The 23,941-nt window shown below is 72.7% G+C and carries 19 protein-coding genes; 11 read left to right on the top strand and 8 right to left on the bottom strand.

The features are described 5' to 3' along the window. Nucleotides 1-129: 129 nt before the first annotated feature. Nucleotides 130-1,062 carry a glycosyl hydrolase family 18 protein gene (locus AB0P03_RS30225; RefSeq protein ID WP_363631839.1) on the top strand — a complete coding sequence of 311 codons (933 nt, stop codon included), beginning with the start codon at nucleotides 130-132 and terminating at the stop codon, nucleotides 1,060-1,062. Nucleotides 1,063-1,103: 41 nt separating this feature from the next. On the opposite strand, the gene AB0P03_RS30220 is transcribed toward AB0P03_RS30225, so the two are convergent. Next, nucleotides 1,104-1,700: a TetR family transcriptional regulator gene (locus AB0P03_RS30220; protein WP_363631837.1), complete on the bottom strand. Its 597-nt coding sequence runs from the start codon at nucleotides 1,698-1,700 to the stop codon at nucleotides 1,104-1,106. Nucleotides 1,701-1,763: 63 nt separating this feature from the next. Here AB0P03_RS30220 and AB0P03_RS30215 point away from each other — a divergent pair, with 63 nt between their 5' ends. After that, a complete protein-coding gene (locus AB0P03_RS30215) occupies nucleotides 1,764-2,252 on the top strand; it encodes an SRPBCC family protein (protein WP_363631836.1) in 489 nt (162 codons plus the stop codon). A 101-nt stretch (nucleotides 2,253-2,353) separates the two neighbouring features. On the opposite strand, the gene AB0P03_RS30210 is transcribed toward AB0P03_RS30215, so the two are convergent. After that, a complete protein-coding gene (locus AB0P03_RS30210; RefSeq protein WP_363631867.1) occupies nucleotides 2,354-3,853 on the bottom strand; it encodes a hypothetical protein in 1,500 nt (499 codons plus the stop codon). Between the two features lie 510 nt (nucleotides 3,854-4,363). Between AB0P03_RS30210 and AB0P03_RS30205 the strand changes: the two genes are divergently transcribed. From AB0P03_RS30205 to AB0P03_RS30195, 3 genes are all read left to right on the top strand, one after another. Continuing rightward, a complete protein-coding gene (locus tag AB0P03_RS30205; protein ID WP_363586193.1) occupies nucleotides 4,364-5,485 on the top strand; it encodes a histidine kinase in 1,122 nt (373 codons plus the stop codon). Further along, nucleotides 5,482-6,144 carry a response regulator transcription factor gene (locus AB0P03_RS30200; RefSeq protein ID WP_363586194.1) on the top strand — a complete coding sequence of 221 codons (663 nt, stop codon included), beginning with the start codon at nucleotides 5,482-5,484 and terminating at the stop codon, nucleotides 6,142-6,144. Before AB0P03_RS30205 ends, AB0P03_RS30200 begins: the two co-directional genes overlap by 4 nt. A 167-nt stretch (nucleotides 6,145-6,311) precedes the next feature. Further along, nucleotides 6,312-7,229: a phosphatase PAP2 family protein gene (locus AB0P03_RS30195; protein ID WP_363586195.1), complete on the top strand. Its 918-nt coding sequence runs from the start codon at nucleotides 6,312-6,314 to the stop codon at nucleotides 7,227-7,229. A 196-nt stretch (nucleotides 7,230-7,425) separates the two neighbouring features. On the opposite strand, the gene AB0P03_RS30190 is transcribed toward AB0P03_RS30195, so the two are convergent. From AB0P03_RS30190 to AB0P03_RS30180, 3 genes are all read right to left on the bottom strand, one after another. Beyond that, nucleotides 7,426-7,683: a hypothetical protein gene (locus AB0P03_RS30190; RefSeq protein WP_363586197.1), complete on the bottom strand. Its 258-nt coding sequence runs from the start codon at nucleotides 7,681-7,683 to the stop codon at nucleotides 7,426-7,428. Beyond that, a complete protein-coding gene (locus tag AB0P03_RS30185; protein WP_363631865.1) occupies nucleotides 7,680-13,862 on the bottom strand; it encodes a DNRLRE domain-containing protein in 6,183 nt (2,060 codons plus the stop codon). Before AB0P03_RS30185 ends, AB0P03_RS30190 begins: the two co-directional genes overlap by 4 nt. Before the next feature lie 336 nt (nucleotides 13,863-14,198). Next, nucleotides 14,199-14,729 carry an AAA family ATPase gene (locus tag AB0P03_RS30180; RefSeq protein ID WP_363586199.1) on the bottom strand — a complete coding sequence of 177 codons (531 nt, stop codon included), beginning with the start codon at nucleotides 14,727-14,729 and terminating at the stop codon, nucleotides 14,199-14,201. 144 nt (nucleotides 14,730-14,873) lie between these two features. Between AB0P03_RS30180 and AB0P03_RS30175 the strand changes: the two genes are divergently transcribed. Further along, nucleotides 14,874-15,311 carry a VOC family protein gene (locus AB0P03_RS30175; protein WP_363586200.1) on the top strand — a complete coding sequence of 146 codons (438 nt, stop codon included), beginning with the start codon at nucleotides 14,874-14,876 and terminating at the stop codon, nucleotides 15,309-15,311. Nucleotides 15,312-15,405: 94 nt separating this feature from the next. Here AB0P03_RS30175 and AB0P03_RS30170 read toward each other — a convergent pair whose 3' ends face one another. Further along, nucleotides 15,406-16,938: an alkaline phosphatase family protein gene (locus tag AB0P03_RS30170; protein WP_363631834.1), complete on the bottom strand. Its 1,533-nt coding sequence runs from the start codon at nucleotides 16,936-16,938 to the stop codon at nucleotides 15,406-15,408. Between the two features lie 202 nt (nucleotides 16,939-17,140). On the opposite strand from AB0P03_RS30170, the gene AB0P03_RS30165 reads away from it, so the two are divergent. Further along, a complete protein-coding gene (locus tag AB0P03_RS30165; RefSeq protein WP_063352162.1) occupies nucleotides 17,141-17,908 on the top strand; it encodes a GntR family transcriptional regulator in 768 nt (255 codons plus the stop codon). Between the two features lie 71 nt (nucleotides 17,909-17,979). Here AB0P03_RS30165 and AB0P03_RS30160 read toward each other — a convergent pair whose 3' ends face one another. Continuing rightward, a complete protein-coding gene (locus tag AB0P03_RS30160; protein ID WP_363586203.1) occupies nucleotides 17,980-19,485 on the bottom strand; it encodes an MFS transporter in 1,506 nt (501 codons plus the stop codon). 98 nt (nucleotides 19,486-19,583) lie between these two features. Here AB0P03_RS30160 and AB0P03_RS30155 point away from each other — a divergent pair, with 98 nt between their 5' ends. From AB0P03_RS30155 to AB0P03_RS30140, 4 genes are all read left to right on the top strand, one after another. Continuing rightward, on the top strand, nucleotides 19,584-20,108 hold the full coding sequence (locus AB0P03_RS30155; RefSeq protein WP_363586204.1) for a MarR family transcriptional regulator: 525 nt from the start codon (nucleotides 19,584-19,586) through the stop codon (nucleotides 20,106-20,108). Nucleotides 20,109-20,342: 234 nt separating this feature from the next. Next, nucleotides 20,343-20,552, top strand: a complete 210-nt coding sequence (locus tag AB0P03_RS30150; protein ID WP_363586205.1) for a ferredoxin — start codon at nucleotides 20,343-20,345, stop codon at nucleotides 20,550-20,552. Continuing rightward, nucleotides 20,542-21,915 (top strand): FAD-dependent oxidoreductase, encoded by a 1,374-nt coding sequence (locus AB0P03_RS30145; RefSeq protein ID WP_363586206.1) that lies wholly within the window; start codon nucleotides 20,542-20,544, stop codon nucleotides 21,913-21,915. Before AB0P03_RS30150 ends, AB0P03_RS30145 begins: the two co-directional genes overlap by 11 nt. A 31-nt stretch (nucleotides 21,916-21,946) precedes the next feature. Next, nucleotides 21,947-23,143, top strand: a complete 1,197-nt coding sequence (locus tag AB0P03_RS30140; RefSeq protein ID WP_363631832.1) for a cytochrome P450 — start codon at nucleotides 21,947-21,949, stop codon at nucleotides 23,141-23,143. Nucleotides 23,144-23,323: 180 nt separating this feature from the next. On the opposite strand, the gene AB0P03_RS30135 is transcribed toward AB0P03_RS30140, so the two are convergent. Continuing rightward, nucleotides 23,324-23,806, bottom strand: a complete 483-nt coding sequence (locus AB0P03_RS30135) for a universal stress protein (RefSeq protein ID WP_363631831.1) — start codon at nucleotides 23,804-23,806, stop codon at nucleotides 23,324-23,326. Nucleotides 23,807-23,941 lie beyond the last annotated feature (135 nt).

Raw genomic sequence — 23,941 nt, 5'->3', positions numbered from 1 at the left:
TGGTACGGGGCTGGCGGAGTGGAATTCCAGGACGCGTGGTGGGAATGCGCGAGGCCCTCCCGGGTGGAACGGCACGCTTCCTGGTGACCCACAGCAGGTCTGTGGCCGACCACCAGGAGGAACCCGTCCATGAGCAGTCACGGACACCCGGATGGGGTGCGAGGCACCTCTCCCGCGGCGAAGACGTCGGCGACCCGCCACGTCGTCGCGTTCTACCAGACCGGCACGACCACAGGTGACCCGGACAGCCACTACGTCTCCCCGGTGCCCCTGATCGGTCACGCGGACGTGGTGGAGGTGGCCGCGTTCCACCTCAACGACCCCGTCCAGTACCCGATCCTCACCCTGAACGACGACCCGCCCTCCGCGCCCAAGTACGTTCCGATGTGGCGTGACATCGCCTCGGTGCAGGCGAAGGGCGTCAAGGTCACCGCTCTTCTCGGCGGCGCCGCGCAGGGGACGTACGGGCTGCTCGACAAGGACTTCGGCACGTACTACCCGCCCGTCCGCGACGCCCTCAGGACGTACCGGCTGGACGGCATCGACCTCGACGTCGAGGAAGCGTTCCGCGAGGCGACCGCCGAGCGGCTCATCCGTCAGCTGCGCTCCGACTTCGGGCCGGACTTTCTGATCACCCTTGCCCCGGGGCCCGGCGATCTCACCATGCCCGAGGGCGGCAACCTTCCCTTCCTCGACTACCGCACGCTCGAAAAGCAGGTCGGCCCCCTGATCCGCTGGTACAACACCCAGTTCTACTGCGGCAACGGCAGCCTCGCCGACACCGCCGACTACGACGCGGTCATCCAGAACCAGTTCCCCGCGTCCAAGGTCGTCGCCGCCGGCATCACCAACGACAACCTGGACTGCGGGGGCTACGTCGACATGCCGGTCCTCCAGCGGACCCTGCGCGCTCTCGCCGACAAGTACCCGGACTTCGCCGGTGCCGCGGGCTGGGAATACGCGCTCTCCCGCAACGTCGACGGCCCCGACTGCCCCACCGGCCCCGCCAGCTGGTACTGCGCCGTCCGTCAGGCGCTCGTCGTCCCGGCGGCCAGGGCCTGACGGTGTAGCTCCGCGGAGGACTCCGGCTTCGGGGAGTCCGATCACGGAGCCCCCGCGTCGGCCAGCAGAGCCGTCGTGCATTCCTCGGTGAGGTCTTCTGCGTGCGGTGGCAGCGGCTGCCCGGCGCGCAGATGGCGGCGGACCACGGACAGCGGCAGGTCGATCAGGGCCAGGGTGATGCGCTCGTGGTCCTGGGGGCCCGCCGCGCCGAGGGCTTCGGCGAGGGAGGCGATGGAGTCGAGCACGCGTCGGCTGCCGAGGTCCGCGCGCTCCTTGTGTTCCTCGGACCAGTCGGCGCGGCCGAACTCCTCGGCGCCGTAGAGGAGGAGCGAGGCTTCCTGCGGGTGGGCGCGGCTCCAGGAGATGACGTGCCGGGCGGCCGCGCGGGCGGCCGGGTGGGGGTCGGGCGCGCTGCCGAGCGCGGCGAAGTACCCCTCCTGGAAACGCTCCACGGTGCGCAGCCACACCTCGGCGAGCAGTGCCGTACGGCCGGGGAAGCGGTGGTACATGGACCCGCTCGGCGCGCCGATCGCCTGGGCGACGGCGGACATGGTCACGCCGGCCGGCCCGGCGGAGGCGGCCAGCCGGACGGCGGCGTCGAGGATCTGGTCGGTGTCGAAGCGGGGTGGTCTCGCCATGAATCAGAGGGTACCCTCCAGATTATTAGAGGCTGGTCTCTAATAATCTGAAGGGGAGGACGCATGGGCGTCTACAACGTGCACGAGCGCCTGCTGGCCGCCAAGGCGAGCGAGGTGGGCGCGCTCGTCGACAACCTGTCAGGCGGCCCGGCGGACCGGCTCTGGCCGCACCCGGACTGGCCCGCGATGGAGTTCGACCGCCCACTGGCGGTCGGCGCGACCGGAGGCCACGGCCCGGTCCGCTACACGGTCACCGCCTACGTGCCCGGGGTCTGGGTCCGCTTCACCTTCAGCGGGCCGCGCGGATTCCACGGCTTCCACGAGTTCACGGTGCTGCCCGTCGACGAAGAACGCACCGTGCTGCGGCACACCCTCGCGATGAAGGCCGGCGGCCTGGCACGCCTGACCTGGCCGGCGGCCTGGCGCCCGATGCACGACGCCTGCCTGGAGGACGGCCTGGACCGCGCCGAGCTCGCCTGCACGGGCACGGTGGCCCGCCCGGCCCGCTGGACCCCGTACGTACGCCTGCTCCGCGCGTTCGCCCACAGGTGAACAACGACGCGGGGCCGCCTACCAGCGGTTTCGGGCGCGACCGTCCGGCCGATGATCCCGTCGTCCTCGTCCGGCAGGCGTACGTGCCCCGGAACAGTTGGTCAGCCGCTGTTGTCCGGGCGGTGGACGCTGAGGTTGCCGTAGGCCGGCAGAACGCCGGCCAGGTCGCCGGGTTTGCCTCGCAGAGTGGCGTCCAGGAAGGCGAGGGTGGCCGCGGCGACGACGCGCGGGCTCTCCGTGCGGCCCAGGGAGCCGACGATCGAGGGCACGGGCGGCAGATACAGGGGGCCGTCCATGAACGTGAGATGCGCGGCGCCGGGGATGGTGAGCCGGTAGCTCGTCGCGGTGCTGGACTTGAGCGCCTCGGTGAGGCGGGGCAGGTAGCGCGGGTCGGTTGCCGGGGTGACGGCCTGGGTGAGCGCGAGCGTCGGCTGGTCGAGGGAGGGGGAGGCGGGGCCGTGGGGGTAGCCGTCCAGATCGATGACGGCGTGGAAGCGGCGGTCCTGCCGGGCTGCCTGGAGGGCGGCGGCGCCGCCCATGGAGTGTCCGGCCACCGCGGCCCGGCCAGTGTCCAGGTGTCCGCTCAGCGGGTCGGCGGCCTCACCCCGGTCCAGGCCGTCCAGTTGGGTGAGGACGAAGCCGAGGTCGGCGGCCCGAACCGCCGTCCAGTCGGCCGCCAGTTTCTCGTCCTGGTCAGGGTCGCCGGTGGAGGAGGTCTCGGTGGTGATCGTCCGGCCGTCGGCGAGGACGACGGCGGCGGAGTCGTACGGGTGGTCGAGGGCGGCGACCACGTAGCCGTGGCTGGCCAGTTCCTCCGCCCAGGCGGTGTTCTGGGTGCGCACTCCGCCCGACCCGGGAGAGAACAGGACGACGGGGAACCGCCCCCGCCCGCCGTCCACCGGGGCGTCGAAGACCGCATGGGTGTGGGCACGCGGAACACCGTCGACCAGGAAACCCGGCAGGCCGACCTGGCGGGCGAGGGCGTCGGAGACGGTGCGCGCCTCGTGCTCCGTACGTCCGAGGTACTGGGCCCGCTGCGCGCCGGCGGGGCTCTTCTGCGCGGGGTACCAGAGCTGGACCACGACCGTGCGCCGGTCGTCCGGATCGGCGGTGAAGGTCTCGGGGCGGTGCGGGTCGGTCCACTGGACCACGCGGGTGCCGACCGCGAAGTCGCCCGACGGTTGGGGGAACTCGGGTACGGGAAGGGCCCAGGCGGCCACCGCGCCCGTGGCGATCAGGCCGACACAGGCCACCGATCCCGGCAACGCCAGCCACCATCGGGCCCGCCACGCCGGCCGGCCGGGACGGCGTCGAAGCGGTCGCAGCAGGGGGGAGAAGGCGAACGGCGACGCGAAGGCGGCGCCTGCCAGTACCGGCAGCATCTGCCAGCGGATCCCCGCCACGCTCAGCAGGATCGCGGACAGCACGAGAACCGCCCCCGCCGCGATCGTGACGCGTGGGCGGGCGGAGGGGGGAAGCCAGCGCGCCACCACCAGTGCGACGGCGCCCAGCAGGACAAGGATTTCCAGGGGGGACATGTACAGCCCCGTGATGATCTCGGTCACCAGGCCATGTTCGGCGCCGGGCACGCGCTGCCACATCGATCCCGGGTCGCCGTCGGGTGCCACCGGGGTCGCAATCCGCGGCAGGTCCCGGTGCGACCGGAGTGGCAATCGGGCACGCCGGATCGGCGGCCGCCCTACGACCACGGGAGGTAGCGGGACTCCTCCTGCGGTCGTACCCGGGCACGGTGCCATCAGACGGTGGACTCATGTGCTCCGTGGGGGCCGCCGCCTACCGTGACAGGGCCGCGGGAGTGCCGGGCAGCGCGAGGCGTACGTTCCCCGTACGCCACTCGGATCCGGCCGCACGCGGTGGCAGCCCCGGCCGGGGCCACCATGACGCTGAACCGACAGGGACGTGCGATGACCGAGGCGGCCGCGGAACCCGGCGATGCCCACCGGGGCCGGGTCCGGGGCAGGGTGTGGGTGCTGACACGGGTGCGGTGGGCGGGGACGACCTCACGGCTGACGAGGTACGCCGACCTGGCCTCCGCACGAGCGGCGCGACTGGTGACAGCCGCCGGGCGCCGGTCCTCCCGGCTGCCGCCCATGGCGTGGGACTCGCTGCTGCCGACGCTTCTCCTGCTCAACATCATCACCACCCGGGCACCGCACGAGCTGCCGGTGGCCGTCGCCCTCACCGCCGCCCTCGCACTGCCCCTGGTGTGGCGGCGCAGGGCCCCGCTCACGGTGTTCGGCGTCGTGGCAGCCGCGGCCTTCGTCCAGTGGCTGACGGACGTCCAACTTCCGGCGGACGTCTGCCTGCTGGTGGCCCTCTACACGGCAGCCGCGAACTCGGGCCGGCGCGGCACGCTCGTCACCGGTGCCGTCGTGGAGGCGGGGGCCCTGCTGGCCTGCCTGCGCTGGGCGACGGAAGGCGCGTTCCTGACCCCCTTCGTCGCGGTCACCGCGATGGTCGTCGCCGCCGCCGTCCTGGGTGTGAACGTGCGGACCACGCGCGCCTACCTCGCGGCCCTGGAGGAACGGGCCGCACGCCTGGAGCAGCAACAGGAACAGCAGGCGCGACTGGCCGTCGCCGAGGAGAGGACACGTATCACCCGGGAGATGCACGACATCGTCACCCACAACCTGTCCGTCATGGTCGCGCTCACCGACGCCGCCGTCTACGCGCAGCACCGGTCGCCCGACAAGGCGACCACCGCGATGCTCCAGATCTCCGAGACGGGCCGGCAGGCCCTGACCGACATGCGGCGCTCGTTGGGCATCCTGCGGACCGACGAACCGGACGCGGAACGCCACCCGTTGCCCGGCATCGCCCAACTGGAGGCCCTCGCCGACCAGATGTGCGCCGCCGGGCTGCCGACCCGCATCGAGGTCCAGGGCGGCCACACCCACATACCCGCCACCGCACAACTGACCGTCTACCGCCTGGTACAGGAAGCCTTGACCAACACCCTCAAGCACACACCCACCGGCACACGCGCGAAGGTCCGGCTACGGTGCTCGACCGGGACCGTCACCGTGGACGTCACCGACAGCGGCCCCCGCCCGCCGCTTCCCGGCGCCACACCGTCCGGCCACGGCATCCCCGGCATGCGCGAGCGCGCGGCCGCCTACGGGGGGACGTTGCGGGCCGGACCGCTTCCGGGTGGCGGCTGGGGAGTCCACACCCGTCTCCTCCTCGACAGCGGCGGAGCGGCGTCCGCATGACGATCCGCATCCTGATCGCCGACGACGAAGCACTGCTCCGGATGGCCTTCAGCACGGTCCTGGAGGGCCAGCCCGACATGACACCGGTCGGCGAAGCCGCGGACGGCGCCCAGGCCATCCGCCTCGCCCGGGAACTGCGCCCCGATGTCGTCCTCATGGACGTCCGGATGCCCGGCATCGACGGGATCGAGGCGACCCGGCAGGTCATCCGGGCCTCCCCGCACAGCAGAGTGCTGATCCTCACCACCTTCGACCTGGATGAATACGCCTTCGCCGGACTCAGCGCCGGAGCCTCGGGCTTCCTGCTGAAGAACACCAGGCCCGAGGAACTGCTCACCGCGATACGCAGCGTCGCCGCGGGCGACGCGGTGGTGTCCCCGCGGATCACCCGCCTCCTGCTGGAGCACCTGCGCCCGCACATCCCCGACGGCGGCAGCGCCGGCCCCGACCATCGGCTGAGCCGGCTCAGCGCCCGTGAACGCGAGGTGCTCGTCCAGGTGGGCTGCGGCCTGTCCAACACCGAGATCGCGGCCGCCCTGTTCCTCGCGGAGGCGACCGTGAAATCCCATCTGGGGCGAATCCTGCACAAGCTCGAACTCCGCGACCGGATACAGGCCGTGGTCTTCGCCTACGAGAGCCGCCTCATCCACCCGGCATGACGCCGCAGGAGCCGACGGCGATGTCCTCAGTCCGGGTCCGGGCCCGGGTCCGGTGTCGGGTCCGAGTCGGGACGGGAACCGTGACGTCGTCGTCGGCGTCCCCGTTCAAACCAAGTCGTCTACGACCAGGGCTCGCGGTTCCCAGAGCTGCGAGCAGAAAGACAGTGATGACTCAGCAAGATCACCCGGCCCTGTCCGCACCCGGGCCGGACGCTCCCGGCCGGGCCCCGGGAACCCCGGCCGGAGGGGGCCCTTCGCGGTCGATACGGCCGTGGCTGCCGGCTCTGCTGTGCGCTCTGGGGTTCGTGGCGGTCTACCTGCTCGCCGTCTGGACCCCGTTCGGGCAGCGGGGGGAGAACTCCCTGATGAACGGGAACGGCGGCGAACCGGCGTGGATCTACGACTGGTCGGGGTCGGTCTACGACTCGGCGGCCATGCCGCCGCTGGAGTTCACGGCCCTTCCCACCCTGGTCGTGGGGATGGCCGTGATCGTGGTCGTCGCGCTGGTGCGGCGGTGCTGGTGGCAGGGCTGCGCGGCGATCGGGGTCGTCCTGGGCACGTTCGGGGGCACCGAGGTGTGCAGCAAGATGCTCCTGCCCCGCCCCGACCTGGTGAACGCGCCCGACATGCTCACCGAGGTGAGCTTCCCCAGCGGGCACGCGGCCGTCCCCATCGGGCTGGTCCTCGGCGCCGCCCTCGTCGCCTCCCCGCGCCTGCGCCTCTACGTCACCGCGGTCGGCATGCTGTGGCTCACCGTCACCGCCGGCGCCGTGCAGGCGCTCTACCACCACCGGCCCAGCGACGTGCTGGGGGCCGCGCTGCTGGGCTGCGCCTGTTACGGTCTCGCGCTCTGGCTGCTGCCGTCCTCCGCCGCACCGGGCGTCGCGCGCAGCCCTCGTGCGCTGGCGGCCGTCGCCCTCGTCCTGTCGGCGGTCGCCGCGCTCGCCGCCGGCGCGCGGGACGACTCCGTCACGGGACCGCTGGTCTTCGCGGCGGCGGCCTTCCTGTGCGCGGTCCTGGTCTGGTTCACCGTGGTGGAGGTGCCTGCCCGCGCCGCGCGTCGTACGCGGCCCGCGGTGGGCTGACCGCCCGGCGCGCCGTTCGGCGTCGGGCGGCCGAAAGGCCGAGGCCGTTGGCCTCGGCCTTCGCCATCGGCCGCCCCGTCTGCCTCGTGACCATCGGTGTGCCCCGCTGGCACGGAACGAGCACGGAACGAGCACGGAACAGGCCGACCCGCCGGTGGCGCCGGCGGGTCGGCCTGTTGCGGGAGTGTGCGTCGGGCTATCGCCGGCTGGTCCGCGCCCGTCGGCGGCGGGCCACGAGGGTGGCCGCGGCACGCAGGGCCAGGCCGATCACCGGTGCGAGGAGCAGGGTGCACCAGGTGCGGGTGGTGGCGTCGGCGGTGAGGCGGTCGGCGAGCAGGTAGGCGGCGAGGAAGGACGGCGCGAGCCAGGCCCCGTTGGTCGCGGCGAGGCGCAGCGGGCTCACCCGGCGCGCTGCCGGTTCCTCCGCCGACTCCGCCGACTCCGTGGATGTCACACGAACCTCCTGACCACGCCGATCACCTTGTCGACGATCCGCTGGGAGACGCCGCGGTCGAAGACGAAACCCGCGAGGCAGCCGGCGACGGCCCAGACGATGCGCTGCTTCCAGCCGCCGCTCCCGAACAGTACACCGGCGCAGGCGCCGCCGGCGCAGTTGCCGATGTGGAGCGCCCAGGGTGCCAGGAAGGGGATCCAGGCGGCCACGGCCGCGGTGACGGACAGTTGGACGGCACGGGCGACGGCGGCCTTGAGCGCGGCCTTCAGCCAGCCGGGCATCCGGCCGTTGAGGTCGGTGCAGTTGACCGGGTCGGCGTTGCAGTAGTCGTAGGCGTTGGCGCTCGCTCCCTGGACCGGGTCGGGGGAGAGGAAGCGGCCGGCGGCCGGGTTGTAGAGGCGCGCTCCCATGAGGGTGAGGGCGCTCGGGGTCTCGTCGGAGCGCTGCTTGTCGCCGAGCCAGGCGTAGCGGGTGCCGGGCTGGCCGGTGCGCGGCTGGCCGTACTCGTCGTAGTCGAGGACGGTGGGCGCGACGGCGGTGTCCAGCGGCAGCCGCAGGGTGATGTCGCCGTGCAGGTTGGCGAGTTGCAGGACGGTGCCGCCGGTCTTCGCGGTGGTGGCGGCGAGGGTGCCGGCGGGGCCGGTGACGTTGCGGGTCAGGGTGCCCGCGGAGTCCTCGGTGATCCAGCGGGGGCTGTCGGTGTCGGAGCCGTAGTGGTTGGTCCGCAGACCGGTCTGGGCCCAGGCGCCGGCGGTGTTGGTCTCGGTGGTCCAGGCGCGGAAGCGCTGGGCCGAGTCGAGGGTCCAGCTCTGCCGGTTGGTGCCGCTGGTCTGCTGCTGCACCAGGTCGGTGTTGTAGTACGCGACGGTGCTGCCGGGCAGTGCGGTGGTGCGGCCGAACGCGTCGTAGGTGTAGCCGGGGTTCACCAGGCGGTCGGCGGTGTCGTAGGTGCTGGTCTGGCCGGTGCCCCCGGTGGTGGTGCAGGTCTGGCCGCGGGCGGCGTCGGCGGTGGCCAGCGCGGTGCGGTTGGTGTTGCGGTCGAAGGTGTAGGTGCGGGTGGTGCAGACGGCGTCGGTCGAGGTGTCCTGGACCTGGAGGAGCCGGCCGGCCCGGTCGTAGGCGTAGGTCTGGGCCGCGGTGACGCCGGGGGTGCCGGTGTGGGTGGCCCGCTGGCCGTGGATGGTCTCGGTGATGCCGTCGGAGACCAGCACGAGGCCGTCGCTGTCGCGGGTGTAGGTGCGGCCGGTGGTGGTGCCGGCCGGGTCCTTGTCGTCGGTCCGGGTGTAGCCGCCGGGCAGGCCCTGGGTGAGCGGCGTGCCGTCGGCGTCGTAGCGGGCGGTGAGGGTGCCGGCGACGGAGTCCGTCACCGAGGTCGCCAGGCCGCGCGGGTCGACGGCGGTGTCGTAGGTGTAGGTGGTGGTGGAGGGGGAGGTGTCGGTGACCTTGGTGGGGCGGTTGAGGGCGTCGTACTCCGTGGTGGTGACGGCGCCGTCGGCGTCGGTGTAGGAGATCAGGCGACCGAGTTCGTCGTAGCCCTTGGTGATGGTGCCGCCGGTGGCGGAGGTCTGGCGGGTGACGGCGCCGGTGCCCGGGTGGTACGTGGTGGTGGCGGCGGGGGCCGGGGTACCGAGGCCGTCGGTGACGGTGACGGTGGTGGGGCGCCCCGCCGTGTCGGTGTCGGTCACGGTGGTGCGGGTGACGCCGTTGGCCGTCTCGGTGGTGCGGGTGACCTGGCCGAACTGCCCGTACTGGGTTGTCCTGGTGGGCAGTTGTGCCGGGTTGGCGCCGCCGCCGGTGATGGCCGCGGCGGGCCCGGTCTGGCAGACGAGGTCGGCCCACTCGGGGCGGTTGCCACAGGTGCCGGTGCCGCCGGCGGTGTAGTAGGTGGTCCAGCCGGCCGCCGCGTCGGAGCCGGTGGAGGCCGGCTGCTGGGTCGAGACGACCCGGCCCTGGCCGTCGTAGCCGGTGGTGGTGGTCAGGGCGAGGCCGCCGCTGTCCTTGATCTGCGCGGTGGGCACGCCGAGCGCCCAGTTGTACGTGGTCCGGTCCTGGCGGGCGTCGACCAGCAGGTCGGGCCAGGCGCGGAGCCGGGCGCCGGTGGTGGTGAGGGTGATCTGGTTCTTGATCTTGGCGGTGCCGTCGGTCGGCCGGCCCTCGTCGTAGGTCTTCACGGTGTGCTGGCGGGCGGGCAGTTGGGTGCCGGCCTTCGCCAGGACCGTCGCACCGGAGGTGGCGTCGGCGGCGAGGGTGATGCGGTGGAGCGGGTCGTAGACGTCGGTCTCCTGCTGGCCGTCCGCGCTGTAGGCGCTGCTGCTCGACAGGAGCCGGGCGCGCTCGGCGGAGGGCAGGGTGTCGATGCCGAGGTCGGCCAGTTCGGCCTTGGCCGCGGGGGTGGCCCCGAGGGCGAGCTCGCGGTTGCCCGCGGTCAGGCTGCGGACCTGGTGGCCCTGGTTGTCGTACTCGGTGGTGGTGACGTGGTGGCCCGGGGTGGCCTGGTTGACCTGGCGGCCGGAGGCGTTCAGGTAGGTGACGCTCGCCCTGGTGTAGTCGCCGGCGCCGAGGTCGGTGCCGTTGTTGGAGGCGGGGGCCTGGTCCGGCGGGAACACCGCGGTGGCGTCGGTCGGCAGGTCGCTCTGGCCCCACGCGGAGGCGGCGGGCGCGGAGAGGTCCTCCGGTGCCTTCGCGCCGGAGAGCGGGACGCCGTAGACGACGGTGGTGGTGGCGGTGCCGTTCACGGTGCCCGTGGTGCCGGGGGCGAGGGTGTCGTGCCAGGTCTTCGTCAACATGCCCGGGCCCGCGGCCGGGTTGGCGGTGACGGTGCCGTACGCCAGCGAGGTGGCGCGGGTGCCGCTGAGCTGGACGGAGGAGAGCAGGCCGTCGTCGGCGCCCTGGGTGTAGTAGGCGTACTGGTTCTGGCTGCTCTGGCCGAGCCGCGGGTCCCAGGTCTGGCGCAGCCGCCCGGCCGAGTCGTAGCGGTAGACGGCGACGTCGGTGGCGGTGGCCGCGGCGGCCCCGGGCGCGGTGCTCCAGAGCCTGATCGCGCTGACCTGCCCGGCGACGTCACCGAACTCGGTGCCGGTGGTGACGCCGGTGGCGGTGGTCGCGGTGGCGTAGACGAACTGCAGGACGCGGCAGCCCTTGGCGGCGACGTTCGCCGCGCACACCGCCGGGGTGGCCGCGGAGGTCGGCGCGATGACGAGCTTCGGCCGGGCCAGCGTCTTGCCGCCGACCACGGTCGTCTCCGACACCACGCTGGTGGTGGTGTTGGCCAGCCCGCCCTGGAGCGTGGAGGTCACCGTCCAGGTGGCGGCGGCCGGATCGGCCTTGGCGAAGGTGGTGACGGTGCCCTCGGTGCCGGAGAGCGTGAAGTCGGCGCCGAAGGAGCCGCTCAGGGTGAGGTCCTCGCTGCCCGGTTCGGGCGCCCAGCCGTTGCCGGCCGCGTTCGAGGTGAAGGAGACGGCGGAGCCGTCGGCGGCCATCACGCTGAGCGAGGTGCCGGAGGTCCTGCGGATCTCCGTGTACTCCGAGGCGGACAGGCTCGACGACACGCTGGACACCCAGTTGGGGCCGAAGACCGCCGCCTGGCCGTCCTGGCCGGCGGCGGCCCGCGGGTCACGCGAGGAGTGCGTGCGGCCGACCGTCATGCCGAACAGCGACACGTCGGTGGCCGGGACCCTGAGGTCGCCGGTGAGCAGGTTCAGCGCACCCGGGCCGACGTTCTCCGTCGCCGCGCCGTCGGCCTTGCGGTCGACGACGACCCGCACCGGCTCGGAGGAGACGGCCGCGGCGCCGGGCCCGGTGAAGTCCGCGCGGAGCTGGACGGTGCCGTCCGGGGTCACCGTGGAGGTGGCGTTCCAGGTGAGCGCCGGGCTCTTGCCCGCGGCGAGGGGCACGGGCCAGGCCGCCAGTGCGGCACCGCCGTTGGTGATGTCGCCGGCGGGGATCCGCGTCCAGGCGTCGGCGTCGGAGCGCCGCCAGGAGAAGGCCACCTGGTCGTACCGGGCGGCGTCGGCCTCGGCGGTGAGCGGCAGGCGCGCCGCGGTGCGGGTGCCGTCGTTCGGGGAGGTGACACCGCCCGCGCCGACCTGGAAGGTGTGGGTACGGGCCTCGGACTTGTTCTCCGCCCGGTCCACCGCCCGCACCTGAAGGGTGTTGGTGCCGGCCTTGGCCGGGGTCACGGTGAAGGTCACCGGCGCGGCGGAGCCGTTCGTCGCGACCTTGGTCCAGGTCGCGCCGTCGAGCGTCCACTCCAGGGCGTTCTGGTCACCGGCCGGCGGGGTCGCGGTGAAGGAACCGGCCTGGCCGGGGCCCTTGACCCACTGGCCCGACGGGTAGTCGGAGGAGGAGAGCGCGGCGAGCGCCGAGGGGGCGGAGGTGTCGACCGTGAAGGTGGCCCACGCCGACCAGTTGTTGTTGTAGTGCAGCCCGTCGTACGGGGAGGTGCGGAACTTGTACGTCCTGCCGTTGGCCAGCACACCGGCCGGGACCTTGACGGAGGCCGGGGCCCCGCTCGGCACGTACGGGGAGACCAGGACGTTGCCCACCTGGGTGTCGGTGGCGGCGTCGAAGATCTGGAAGGTGCCGTCGACCTTGTCGTTGTTCGGGTCGACGAAGGTGTCGCGCAGCGTCGGGGTGGTGGAGTTGACCCACCAGGTGCCGGCGGCGTCCTTGTAGAACGGGGAGCCGGCCTGCTGGTCCGTCCCGGTCCGGGGGCGGTAGTTGTACGTCACCGTCAGCTTCGGGACGTTGGTCGCGGCGTTGGCGGAGTTCACCTCCTTCCAGTACTTGGTGTTGGTCTCGTCCGGGGCGCGCAGCCCCATGCCCGAGGTGGTGTTCTTCGCCGACGTCCAGGTCTGCACCAGGTTGGTGACGTCCGCGGTGATCCAGCCGTCGCCGCCGCAGGCGTCCCGGCCCTTGGTCTCGGTGCCGGTGGCCTTCTTGGCGTTCCAGGAGGGCTGCGCCGTCCAGCGCGAGGCGGTCGAGGCGAGGCCGGTGTCCCAGATGTCCCACGCGTAGGGCTGGCAGTCGCTGTTGCCGGAGTGGAAGTTGTACAGCGACAGGCTGGCGTTGGTGATCAGCGCGTCCGCGATCGGCGCGGTGTTCCAGTTGATGAACGACCGGGCCTGGCGGGAGGAGCCGTCCGCGTTCTTGGTGCCGGAGTTGCCCCAGTAGATCTCGGTGTCGGCCGACCAGTCGACCGTCTCGCCCTGCTGCACCCGGGTGTCGAAGACGTTGCCGAGGGCCGTGGTGGAGGGGTCGACCGTCACCGGGTACTGCGTCCTCGGGTCCGCGAGGAACGCGGCGTCCGGCGTGAACACCAGGTCGATGCCGTCGCCGCGCTGGACGACCTTCAGACCGACCTTCGCCTGCCGGGCGTGCTCGCCGGAGCCCTCGGCGGCGGCCGTCGCGTCCCACATCACCGGCGCCGGGAGCACGGCCCGCCGCTCGCCGGTGCGCTTGTCGGTGAACAGCACGCCGCCGTCCGGCTGGACCTCGGCCTTCAGGCCGTCGGCCTTCAGCGGCATCGTGTACGAGAACCCGGCGGCGCTCGGGCGCTGCTTGAGCACCGTGTACTGCTCGAAGCCGGTCCGGGTGGCCTCCACGACCAGGTCGGCCGCGCCGTCCGCGATCGCGTCCCGGTAGGTGGCCTTCGTACCGTCCAGGGCGGGCTTGGGCAGGCCGCCGCGCCACTGGAGTTCGACCTGCTGGTCGCCCTGTCCGAGGGTCACCAGGGTGCGGGCGTCGTCCGCGGCCGCCGCCTGCGCGTGGAGCAGCGACTTCGCCCGGGTGCCGCCGGCACCGGCGAGCCGCAGCGCGTTCGGGTGGGCCTTCGGCGCCACCGACCCGTCCGCGCCCGCCTGGAGGCCGAGGTCGACGTCCACCCACTGGCCGTCGCGCTGGAAGCGGACCGGGCCCGCGAACAGCTCGGTGGTGAGCGAACCGTCCTTGTTCACCCACGTCGTCGACGTCTCCGTACGCTCGGAGAGCGCCTCCACCCGCTGCCCGGACAGCCGGGCGGCGACCCTCGCCGACGGCACGTCGGCGGCGGACGTGGCCCACTGCCCGGCTCCCCTGCCCGCCTTCGCCGCCGCGCTCGGTGACGCGGCGAGGGCCGTCTCGGACCCGGCCAGCAGCGACACCGCCACGGCGAGGGCCAGCGACCCGCTCACCGCCCGCATGCCAACGGGCCTGCCGGGTCTGCGTCGTGTGGTCATCCGTCTGTTCATATCGACTCCTTGAGACACCGTCGCTCGACGGCGCTCTCGGAGCATAGGAGTGGGCGGCAAGATCAAAGATGGGGTCAAATGACGCCAAAGGATCATCAAATAATGATCTTGTTTCGACAAGATTCACGTGATCGTGATCATGGCGTAGGCAACCGCGCCCGCGCCCCGCGCGTTACGTCAGCGGCGCCGGCTGCGCCGACCACTTACCGGCCGCCACCGCCGGTAGGGCGGGGCCGTTCCGTACCCCCGGCCTCCTGCGGGGGACGGGCTCAGCTGTCGTAGCGCCGCTCACCGGTGGCGAAATGGCGGGGTGAGACGGGTGTCGGCGAGGATCCGCTCGACGGTCTCGTCGAGGGTGCTGTGCTGCGGAACGACGCGTTCGAGGCCGCCGGGCAGGAGGTCGTGGGGCTGGTACCAGTCGGCCATGTCCTCGGGGGAGAACTCGGCGGCCTGGGGGCGGGTGGCGTGGCGGCGCACGGTCTCGTCGAAGTCGGCGTCGAGGTAGTACAGGTGGCTGCGGCCGCGGTGGTCGGCGGCGAGCCGGGCGAGCATCGGGCCGTAGCGCTCGGCGGCGAGGATGCCCTCGACGACGGTGTGGAAGCCGTGGTCGAGGGCGTGCCGGGCGACCAGGTCGATGAGGCCGATGTTCGCCCCGCCCGGGAGGTCGCGTTCGCGCAGGACGGTGCGCCGGAGCACGTCCTGGGCGACGACGGCCACGCCCCGTCCGTACGCGGCGCGCAGCCGCGCGGCGACGCTCGACTTGCCCGCCCCGCTCGGACCGCGCACCACCACCAGCACGGTGTCCTGAGTTCCCGTCACGCCGGTACCGTACCGGCCGCCGGGAGGCACCTGCCCGGCACGCGCCGAGGGCCCTGACGACGCCGGCCGCCACCGGACGGCTCACCGGCCGCGAGTGTCGGAGGTGCGCGGTACCGTCGCGGCATCCGACCGGAGGAGGACCGCATGGCGACCAGGTGGAGCTTGACGATCGACTGCGCGCACCCGGCGAAGCTGGCTGAGTTCTGGGCACTGGCGCTGGGCTATGCGGAGAAGCCCGCACCTGTGGGATTCGGGAGTTGGGAGGAATGGCTCTCCCACTACGGGATCCCGGAGGACGAGTGGGATGACGGCGCGTACCTCTGTGATCCCGAGGGGGTGGGCCCCACCATGTCCTTCCTGAAGGTGCCGGAGCCGAAGGCGGTGAAGAACCGGGTGCACGTGGACGTCCAGGTCGGTGGCGGCCGTGAGACACCGTGGGAGGTGCGATGGCCGCGCGTGGTCGAGGCGGTGGAGCGGTTGACCGCTGCGGGCGCGACCGTGGTCAGCGAGGAGGAGTTGGACGGCAGGCCCGATCATGTGGTGATGGCCGACCCGGAAGGAAACGAGTTCTGCCTGGTCTGACAGTCGAACTCCGCTCCGGGAGGCCGCCGTACCGCATGGTGGGCGTCGCCTCCCGCCGCCCCGGGGGCCGGGGCGGCGGGGGCCGGTGGTGGTGTCAGGAGCCGAAGGAGACCTGGTCGACCGTCCAGAAGGCGCTGTTGGTGCCCGTGTAGCGGAACTGCAGGCGCGCGGTGGTGGCGCCGGCCGGCACGGTGACGGGCAGGTGCTCGACGGTGTTCAGGTCGGCGCGGTAGGACTTCACCAGCTGCGGGGCGCCGTCGTCGAAGACCACGTACACGTCGCCGGTCTGCGGGCCGTCGACCTTGTAGTTCGTCGCGAAGGACAGCGTGGCCCGGCCGAGGCCGGCGACCGGGTAGGCCGGGCTGACCAGGGTGGAGTCGAACTGGCCGGCGCCGTGCGCCTTGTCGTCCCACTCGTCGGAGTCGGCGACCGCGAAGACGTTGCGGGCCCGTACGTTGGTCTCCCGGCCCTGTCCGAGCTGGGTGGCGCTCCAGAACTCGTCGGTGGCGAAGGCCCAGCCGCGCCACTCCGTCACCCCGCCGCTGGGCATCCGGGAGTTGTCGATGCTCCAGCCGCTGGGCGGCGTGTGCGTCCAGCCCCGGACCGCGGCCGGGATGCCCGTCTCGTCCGCCCGGCCCTGTAGGGCGGGGCGCAGCGCGTCGAAGGCGTCCGGGGCGATCTCGTCGATCGGCTGCCCGTCCAGGCGCCAGGCGGGGTCGATCGCCGCGCCCTCGTGCTTGAGGACGGTGGGCGCGATGTCCACGGGCTTGACGTCGTAGCGCCGGGAGCCGGCCGGGTAGCCGGCGCCGTCGGCGATCACGAAGGTCTGCCGCTCGTTGGCGCTGTTGCCGCCGTGCCCGCCGGCGTCGGTGTGTCCGTGGTCGGTGGTGACGACGATCAGCCAGTCCTCCGAGCCGTACGTGGGGCGGGACTTGACGGACTGCACGACCTGGCCGACGAGCGCGTCGACGGTGTGGATGGCGGCCGCGTACTGGGCGCTGGCGCCGCCGGAGGCGTGCCCGGCCTCGTCGATCCCGTCGAAGTGCAGGAAGGCGGCGTCCGGGTTGCCGTGGGCGAGGTAGTCGGCGGCGTCGGAGGCGGTCTTGGCGTCGTTCTCGTTCTCGGCGATCCGCAGGTCCGCCTTGCCGTTGAAGACGTTGCCGGTGATCGGGTTCCACGAGCCGATCACCAGCGTGGAGGCGGCCGGGTCGGCGGCCTCCAGGCGGCTGGCGAAGTCCGGGTACTGGTCGAACCGGGCGCCGGTGAACGCGTTGTCCTTGACCTGGTGCTTGTCGGGCCACACGCCGGTGGCGATGGTCGACCAGCCCGGCCCGGACAGGGTCGGCGCCAGCGGGTTGGCGTACAGGTTGCTGGTGGCGGTCATGCCGCCGGCCATCAGCGCCTTGAGGTTGGGCGCGTCGGCGGCCGCCAGCTTGTCGTAGCGGGTGCCGTCGACGCCGATGACCAGGGTCTTGGCCTGCTTGGTGCCGTCCGGCAGGCCCTTGTAGGCGGGGGCGGCTGCGACGGCGGAAGCGGCGGGGGCGGCGCCGGCGGGCGCCGACGGCAGCAGCACGGCGGCTACGGCGGTGGCCGCGGTGACGGTCCGGATGGAGCGGGGGATGCGCACGAGGGCTCCCAACTAGGGGGCGACGCGGTGCGGTTGCACCGGCACCGAGGATGGGGCGCCCGTACGAGGAGGAGCCCTCCCCGGATCCACGGTTGTATGAACAACCGCCGAAATTCAGTCCAGACCGGTTACCATTCCGTGACCTCGGGGGCGCCGAACCACCACTCGATGGCGCCGGACCGCCGCTCGATAAGGTGACGCGGTGAACCACGGCACCCCCCGGCCCCCCGTCGCCCCCGCCCGCTCCGGCGTCCCCGACCACGGCCGGGTGCCCAAGTACTACCTGGTCAAGGCCCAACTCGAAGACCTCATCGCCGAATTGGGTCCCGGCGGGCGCCTGCCCACCGAAGCCGACCTCGCCGAACGCCACCACGTCGCCCGCGCCACCGTCCGGCAGGCCCTGCGCGACCTCCTCCTCGAAGGCCGCCTGCGCCGCCAGGGCCGCGGCACCGTCGTCGCCGGCCCCAAGATCGAACAGCCGCTCTCCCTCGCCAGCTACACCGAAGGCGTCACCCGCCAGGGCCTGCGCCCCGGCCGCACCCTCATCACCCTCGACCGCCTCCCCGCCGACCCGCCCATGGCCCAGCGCCTCGCCGTCCCCGAAGGTGAACCGCTCTGGCACCTGGAACGTGTCCTGCGCGCCGACGAGGAACGCGTCGGCCTGGAGTCCACCTACGTCCCCGTTGCCCGAGTCCCGCACCTGGAGCGGGAGTTCGACCCCGAAGGCTCCTTCTACGGGTACCTGCGCGAGTGCGGCGTGCGGCTCGGCGGCGCCGACGAACGCATCGAGACGGTCCTCGCCACCCCCCGCGAAGCCCTGCTCATCGGCACCCCGCCCGCCCTGCCCATGCTGCTGCTCCACCGCCGCAGCCGCGACGCCGAGGGCCACCCCCTCGAACAGGTCCGCACCCTCTACCGCGGCGACCGCTTCAGCTTCACCCTCGCGCTGCACGCCCCCGACAGGGACTGAAGCCAGTCCTGCGTTCCTCGCGACAGGTACGCGTATCGGCGCCGTAGCGCCCGGACGGGGCGGGCCGGGGGTCACGCGGCGGCTTGTGGGGTGTCGGCGGGAGTGTCGGTGGTGATGCCGTGGTGTTCTTCCTCGGGGCGCCCCTGCTCGGGCAGCAGGAAGGTGATGGCGAGGAATGCGGCCAGCAGGCAGGCCTGGATGGTCAGGGCGTGGTGGAAGCCGGCGGTGAAGTCGCCGGTCCCGGCCTGGGCGAAGAAGACGGAGCCGAAGACGGCGACGCCGACGGAGCCGCCGATGGACTGGACGGCGGACAGGAACCCGGAGGCGGAGCCGATCTCGGCGTCGTCCACGGCGGCGAGGACGAAGCTGAACAGGGCGGCGATGACCATGCCCGCGCCGATGCCGGAGACGGCGATGCCGGGGGCGATGTCCCGGATCGAGAACGAGGCCGGTGTGAGGCCGTCGAGTTCGAACCAGAGGAGGGTCGCGCCGGCGAGTTGGACGAGCGGGCCGATCTGGAGGACCTTGCGGCCGATCCTGTCGGCGAGGAAGGCGCCGCTGACCGCGCCACCGATGGCCGTGCCCACGGCGAGCGGCAGGTTGCCCAATCCCGCGTCGCCGGCGGTGAAGTGCCGGCCGATCTGGAGGTAGAGGGTCAGGACGAGTTGGGTGCCGACGAGCCCGGCGAAGAACAGGGCGATGCCGCCGAGTCCGATGGTGAAGGCGGGCTTGCGCAGCAGGGCGGGGATGATCAGCGGCTCGCGGCCCGCCGCGACGGTGCGGCGCTGGTGCAGCGCGAACAGGGCGAACCCGGCGGCGGAGGCGGCCATGCACAGCCACGTCCACAGCGGCCAGCCGTCCTCCTGCCCCTGGTTCAGCGGCAGGACGAGGAGCGCGCAGGACACGGCGACCAGCGCCGCGCCGGCTTTGTCGACGTCCACGGTGCGATCCCCCGGCTTCTTCGGGACGTACTTCGCGGCGACGGCGAGGGCCGCGAGGCCGATGGGGAGGTTGACGAGGAACACCGAGCGCCAGCCCAGGCCGAAGAAGTCGCCCTCGATGAGGAATCCTCCGAGGACCGGGCCGATGATGCCGCCGAGGCCGAGGACGGGGCCGAAGATCCCGAAGACCTTGGTGAGCTCGGGGCCGGGGAAGTTCTCCCGCAGCAGGCCCAGGCCCTGGGGCAGGAGCATCGCCCCGGCGGCGCCCTGGAGCAGCCGGAAGGCGATCAGCGACCCGGTGTCCGGCGCCAGCGCGCACAGCAGCGATGCGGTGGTGAAGGCGGCCAGACCGATCAGGAACATCCGGCGCCGGCCGTACCGGTCGCCGAGCCGGCCGCCGAGCACGAGCCCGGCTCCCAGGGTGAGGGCGTAGCCCCCGATCACCCACTGCAGGCCGACGGAGCCGGCGCCGAGGGACTGCTCCAGATCCGGACCGGCGACGTTGACGATCGAGGCGTCCAGGAGATCCATGATCTCCGCGACGAGCATCACCACCAGGATCAGCCATCGCCGGCGGTAGGGCCCCGCGGTCTCGTCGGTGATGGGGGAAGAGCCGCGCACGCCAGATACCTCCATGGTGAAGTAGTTTTACGATAAAGGTAAATTGGTGGCGGTAGGTTGTCAAAGCAGGCCGCCGACGCGGACCGCACAGCAGCACGGAAAGGCGCGAGGCCATGGAGGAAGCGATGCTCGACGGCGTGGCGGCGCAGCGTGAGCGGTTGATGGAGTCGCTGAGGACCTACGGCGGCCACTACGCCGAGCTCAGCCGGCGCTTCGCCGCCTGGCTGGGCCTGCACTCCACCGACGCGACCGCGGTCCTGGAGATCGCCGCCGCCGAGGAGCGCGACACCCCCCTGTCGCCGGCGCGCCTCAGCGAGCGCATCCCCCTGTCCACGGGCGCCACCACTGCGCTCCTGAACCGCCTCGAAGCCGCAGGGCACATCACCCGCGTCCGCGAGCACCCCGACCGGCGCATCATCACCCTGCGCAGCGGCCGCCACATCCAGGAACGGGCGGACGAGTTCTTCGGCCCCCTCGCCCGACGCCTCGACACCGCGATGTCGCACTACCCGCCGCAGCTCCTGGAACAGTTCGAATCGTTCATGGCCGACCTGAACTCCACCATGGACACCCACCTCGCCGAGCCGAGCACGACCACGCCCCGCTCTCCCGAAACCCCGGATCACCGCACTCCCTAGGCGGCGCGCCGCGCCCAGGCCGCCCGCCGCGCCCGGGCCGCCCGCCGCTCGATCGCGGTGCCGCACGCCCGCTGGTCGGAGCGATGCCGGTGGACAGCTCGACGCGGGCTCCGCACCTGCGGCATCCCCGAGCGGTTGCCGCGCCCGCGCCCGGTTCTCGGCCCGTGCTGCGCGCGTCCGGTTCTCGTCCCATGCTGGAAGAGAGGGGGTACGGCGGCAGAGGAAGTGGTGGGGATGCAGACCGTTGTGGACCTCACGCGTTGCCAGGGCTACGCACAGTGCGTGTTCCTCGCGCCGAAAGTGTTCCAGCTGCACGGCGAGGAGGGACTGCTGTACGCCCCGGCTGTCCCCGACGACCAGGTCGAGCGCGTGCGCCAGGCCGCGGCGGCGTGCCCGGTCCAGGCCATCCTCCTCGGTGAGGAGGTGAGCGCTGATGGCCGGTGACCAGAGCGAGGGCCGGATCGTTGTCGTCGGCGCGTCGCTGGCCGGGTTGCGGGCCGCGGAGGCGCTGCGGGAGGAGGGCTTCACCGGCTCACTGACCGTGGTCGGCGACGAGCCTCATCCGCCCTACGACCGGCCGCCGCTGTCCAAGCAGGTGCTGCTGGGCCACGCTGCGGCGGACTCCACCGGGCTGCCGATGCGCCGGGATCCGGACGCCGAGTGGCGGTTGGGCGTACGCGCCACCGGCCTGGACCCCCTGGGGAAGCGGGTGATGCTGGCCGATGGCGAGTCGCTGCCGTACGACCGGTTGCTGATCGCCACCGGGACCCGGGCGCGTCCCTGGCCCGATCCGCAGGAGGCCGCCCTGGACGGGGTGTTCACCCTGCGTACCCGCGAGGACGCCGGCGGTTTGGCCGAGCGGTTGGCTGCCGGGCCACGGCGGGTGCTGGTGATCGGCGGCGGCTTCACCGGTTCGGAGATCGCCTCGGCCTGCCGGGAACGCGGACTGGACGTCACCGTCGCCGAACGCGGTCCCGCACCTCTGGTGGGCGCGCTCGGCGGCACCCTGGCGAAACTCGCGGCCGCCATGCAGCGCAACCACGGTGTGGACCTGCGCACCGGCGTGACGGTCACCGCCCTGCGCGGGGACGACGGCGGGCGCTTCACCGGCGCGGAGCTGTCCGACGGCAGCCGCGTCGAGGCGGACGTGTGCGTCGTCGCGCTGGGGGCGGTCCGCAACGTCGAGTGGTTGGCGGATTCCGGACTGGCGGCGGGCCCGCGCGGAATCGCCTGCGACGCCGGGTGCCGCGCCTTCAACATGTACGGAATCGTCACTGACGACGTCTTCGTCGCCGGCGACGTCTCCCGCTTCCCCCACCCGCTGTTCGGTTACCAGATGCTCTCCCTCGAACACTGGGGGAACGCGGTCGAACAGGCCGGGGTGGCGGCCCACAACATGGTCAGTCCAGGGCCCCTGCGGCGCCCGCACCTCGCCCTGCCGACGTTCTGGTCGACCCAGTTCGGGCTCAACATCAAGTCGGTGGGCGTGCCCACCTTCTCCGACCACGTGGTCATCGCCCAGGGTTCTCTGGAGGCGCGCCGTCTGGCGATGGTCTACGGCTACCAGGGGCGGGTCACCGCGGCGGTCACCGTCGACATGGCCAAGTCGCTCGACTACTACCGGCACCTGATCGAGACGGCTGCGCCGTTCCCGCCCCCGCCCGGCGCGGCGGACCGCGCGCTCGCGGCGGACATCCCGATTCCGTCCGACGTGCCGGATCCGAAGGGGCTGTCCCACGGCCCCACCGTGGCGCTCACCGGATACCTGCCCGACCGTCGACTGACCGTGGTGCAGCCCCGCGGCTGACCCACGTCCCGCCCAACGACGAGGAGCCACCATGGACTCCGACACCTTGCTGGCACGGATCACCGACTACGCGAACCGCCCCAACCCCTACCCGCTGTACGCGGAACTCCGCGAGGCCGGTCCCGTCGTGCGGCAGGCCGACGGCAGCTACCTGATCGGCACCTACCACGAGGTCGCCGCCCTGCTCCACGATCCACGGATGAGCGTCGATCCCCGCACCTGTGGCGAGACGACGCACAAGCCGCCGTTCCTGCGGCTCGACGACCCGGAGCACCACAGACTGCGCACCTTGGCCATGCGGCCGTTCGGCCCCCCGCACAGCCCGTGCCGGGTCGATGCCATGCGCGGCGAGATCGTCCGGCTCACCGGGGAACTGATGGAGCCGTTCCAGGCGGGCGGCCGGATCGACATCGTCGACGACCTCGCCTATCCGCTGCCTGTCACGGTGATCTGCCGCCTGCTCGGCGTGCCGCGCGAGGACGAGCCGCTCTTCAGGGCGTGGTCCGACGCGATCGTCGCGTCCGCCGACGTCCGGCCCGAAGAGGACTCCTCCGAGCGGGACGAGACGGGCGACCAGGCGGGCGAACAGGCGCGGGGCGAGATGGGCCGGTACCTGGCGGGCCTCGCCGAGAAGCGCCGTGGCAATCCGAGCGACGACATGCTCTCCGCCTTCGTCAACGAACCGGACCCGGCCCTGCGGCTCACCCAGGAAGAACTCGCGGAAACCGCCGTGCTGCTGCTCATCGCCGGACACGAGACCACGGTGAACCTGATCGCCAACGGGGTGCTCACCCTGCTGCGTCAGCCCGAGCAGCTGGACCGGCTGCGTCGCGAACCGGACCTGCTTCCGCGAGCGGTGGAGGAACTGCTGCGCTACGAACCCCCGGTCCACATGCGCGAGCGCATCCCCCTCGCCGACATCGACGTCGGCGGCACCACCGTCCCCCAAGGCGCCACCGTCGTGCTCGCGCTGGCCTCGGGCAACCGCGACCCCAAGCGGTTCCACGCGCCGGACCGGTTCGACCCCACCCGCCCGGACAACCAACACCTCGGCTTCGGCAGCGGTATTCACCTGTGCTACGGCGCACCACTCGCCCGCATCGAAGCCGAGGCCGCGCTCGGTGCGCTGATCCCCCGCCTCGGCCCGGCACGCCTGGTCCAGGACCCGCCCCCCTACCGGCAGAACGCCATGCTCCGCGGACCCCGCCACCTGCCCGTCCACCTCTGAAGCCAGCGGGCCTGGAGCCGGCGGGCCGGGTGTGGAGGATGCCGTTGGTCAGGACCCCTCAACCTGGACAACCTCGTCCAGATCGCCGCCGACCGCGGAGCGACGGTGCGCCTGCTCGGCGACTACCGCCAGCCTGTCGTCCTCACCTGACCCGGCTCAGAGGGCGGCTGAAGTCGACGGTCACGAACGTGCGGTGCCGTGCTCCGCCGGCACGACGACCACGGGAAGGCCGGCGTGGTGGACGACCTCGGTGCTCGTCGACCCGAGGGTGAGTCGGCCCCAGGCACCCGACCCTCGGGAGCCGACCACGAGCAGGCTGGCGTCCTTGCTCGCCTCGAGGAGGACCTGCGCAGGGCGGCCGCGTTCGCAGACGATCTCCACCTCCACGGATGGCCCACCGAGCTGTTGCTGCAGTTCCTCGACCGAGTCCGCCACGGCCTGCGTGACGAGATCGCGCTGCTGGGGGATCGGACCGGAGTCGACCGTCCGTTCGAAGCCGGAGTGCTGGGTCGGGGTGTACTCGTACGCGCAGACGGCCCGCAGGCCTGTACCGCGCAGCTGGGCCTCGCGCAGGGCGAAGGTCACAGCGTGCCGGGCTGGGGTCGAGCCGTCCGTGCCGACCACGATCGGGCCGGCCGGGTGGGGGACAGGAGGATCGGTCACGGGGGACCTCCAAGGAGTCGGCGGGCTCGGAGACGCGTGGGGCCCTCTCCACGTGCCCGGTGGCGGGGCCTGCGCGAGCCGCCTCTCAAGCCTGCTCCTGTCCGCCGGTGGGCACCAGTGCACGGGTGAGCTGTA

It is taken from the genome of Kitasatospora sp. NPDC088779, assembly GCF_040685395.1.
Classification (GTDB): domain Bacteria; phylum Actinomycetota; class Actinomycetes; order Streptomycetales; family Streptomycetaceae; genus Kitasatospora.
This window is presented reverse-complemented; position numbering and strand designations above follow the sequence as displayed.

Coding starts and splice junctions, on each gene's coding strand:
- AB0P03_RS30185 (WP_363631865.1), bottom strand. CDS start 13,862: ATGCGGGCGGTGAGCGGGTCGCTGGCCCTCGCCGTGGCGGTGTCGCTG.
- AB0P03_RS30175 (WP_363586200.1), top strand. CDS start 14,874: ATGGCGACCAGGTGGAGCTTGACGATCGACTGCGCGCACCCGGCGAAG.
- AB0P03_RS30200 (WP_363586194.1), top strand. CDS start 5,482: ATGACGATCCGCATCCTGATCGCCGACGACGAAGCACTGCTCCGGATG.
- AB0P03_RS30195 (WP_363586195.1), top strand. CDS start 6,312: ATGACTCAGCAAGATCACCCGGCCCTGTCCGCACCCGGGCCGGACGCT.
- AB0P03_RS30225 (WP_363631839.1), top strand. CDS start 130: ATGAGCAGTCACGGACACCCGGATGGGGTGCGAGGCACCTCTCCCGCG.
- AB0P03_RS30150 (WP_363586205.1), top strand. CDS start 20,343: ATGCAGACCGTTGTGGACCTCACGCGTTGCCAGGGCTACGCACAGTGC.
- AB0P03_RS30220 (WP_363631837.1), bottom strand. CDS start 1,700: ATGGCGAGACCACCCCGCTTCGACACCGACCAGATCCTCGACGCCGCC.
- AB0P03_RS30145 (WP_363586206.1), top strand. CDS start 20,542: ATGGCCGGTGACCAGAGCGAGGGCCGGATCGTTGTCGTCGGCGCGTCG.
- AB0P03_RS30210 (WP_363631867.1), bottom strand. CDS start 3,853: ATGTGGCAGCGCGTGCCCGGCGCCGAACATGGCCTGGTGACCGAGATC.
- AB0P03_RS30160 (WP_363586203.1), bottom strand. CDS start 19,485: ATGGAGGTATCTGGCGTGCGCGGCTCTTCCCCCATCACCGACGAGACC.
- AB0P03_RS30215 (WP_363631836.1), top strand. CDS start 1,764: ATGGGCGTCTACAACGTGCACGAGCGCCTGCTGGCCGCCAAGGCGAGC.
- AB0P03_RS30155 (WP_363586204.1), top strand. CDS start 19,584: ATGGAGGAAGCGATGCTCGACGGCGTGGCGGCGCAGCGTGAGCGGTTG.
- AB0P03_RS30140 (WP_363631832.1), top strand. CDS start 21,947: ATGGACTCCGACACCTTGCTGGCACGGATCACCGACTACGCGAACCGC.
- AB0P03_RS30205 (WP_363586193.1), top strand. CDS start 4,364: ATGGCGTGGGACTCGCTGCTGCCGACGCTTCTCCTGCTCAACATCATC.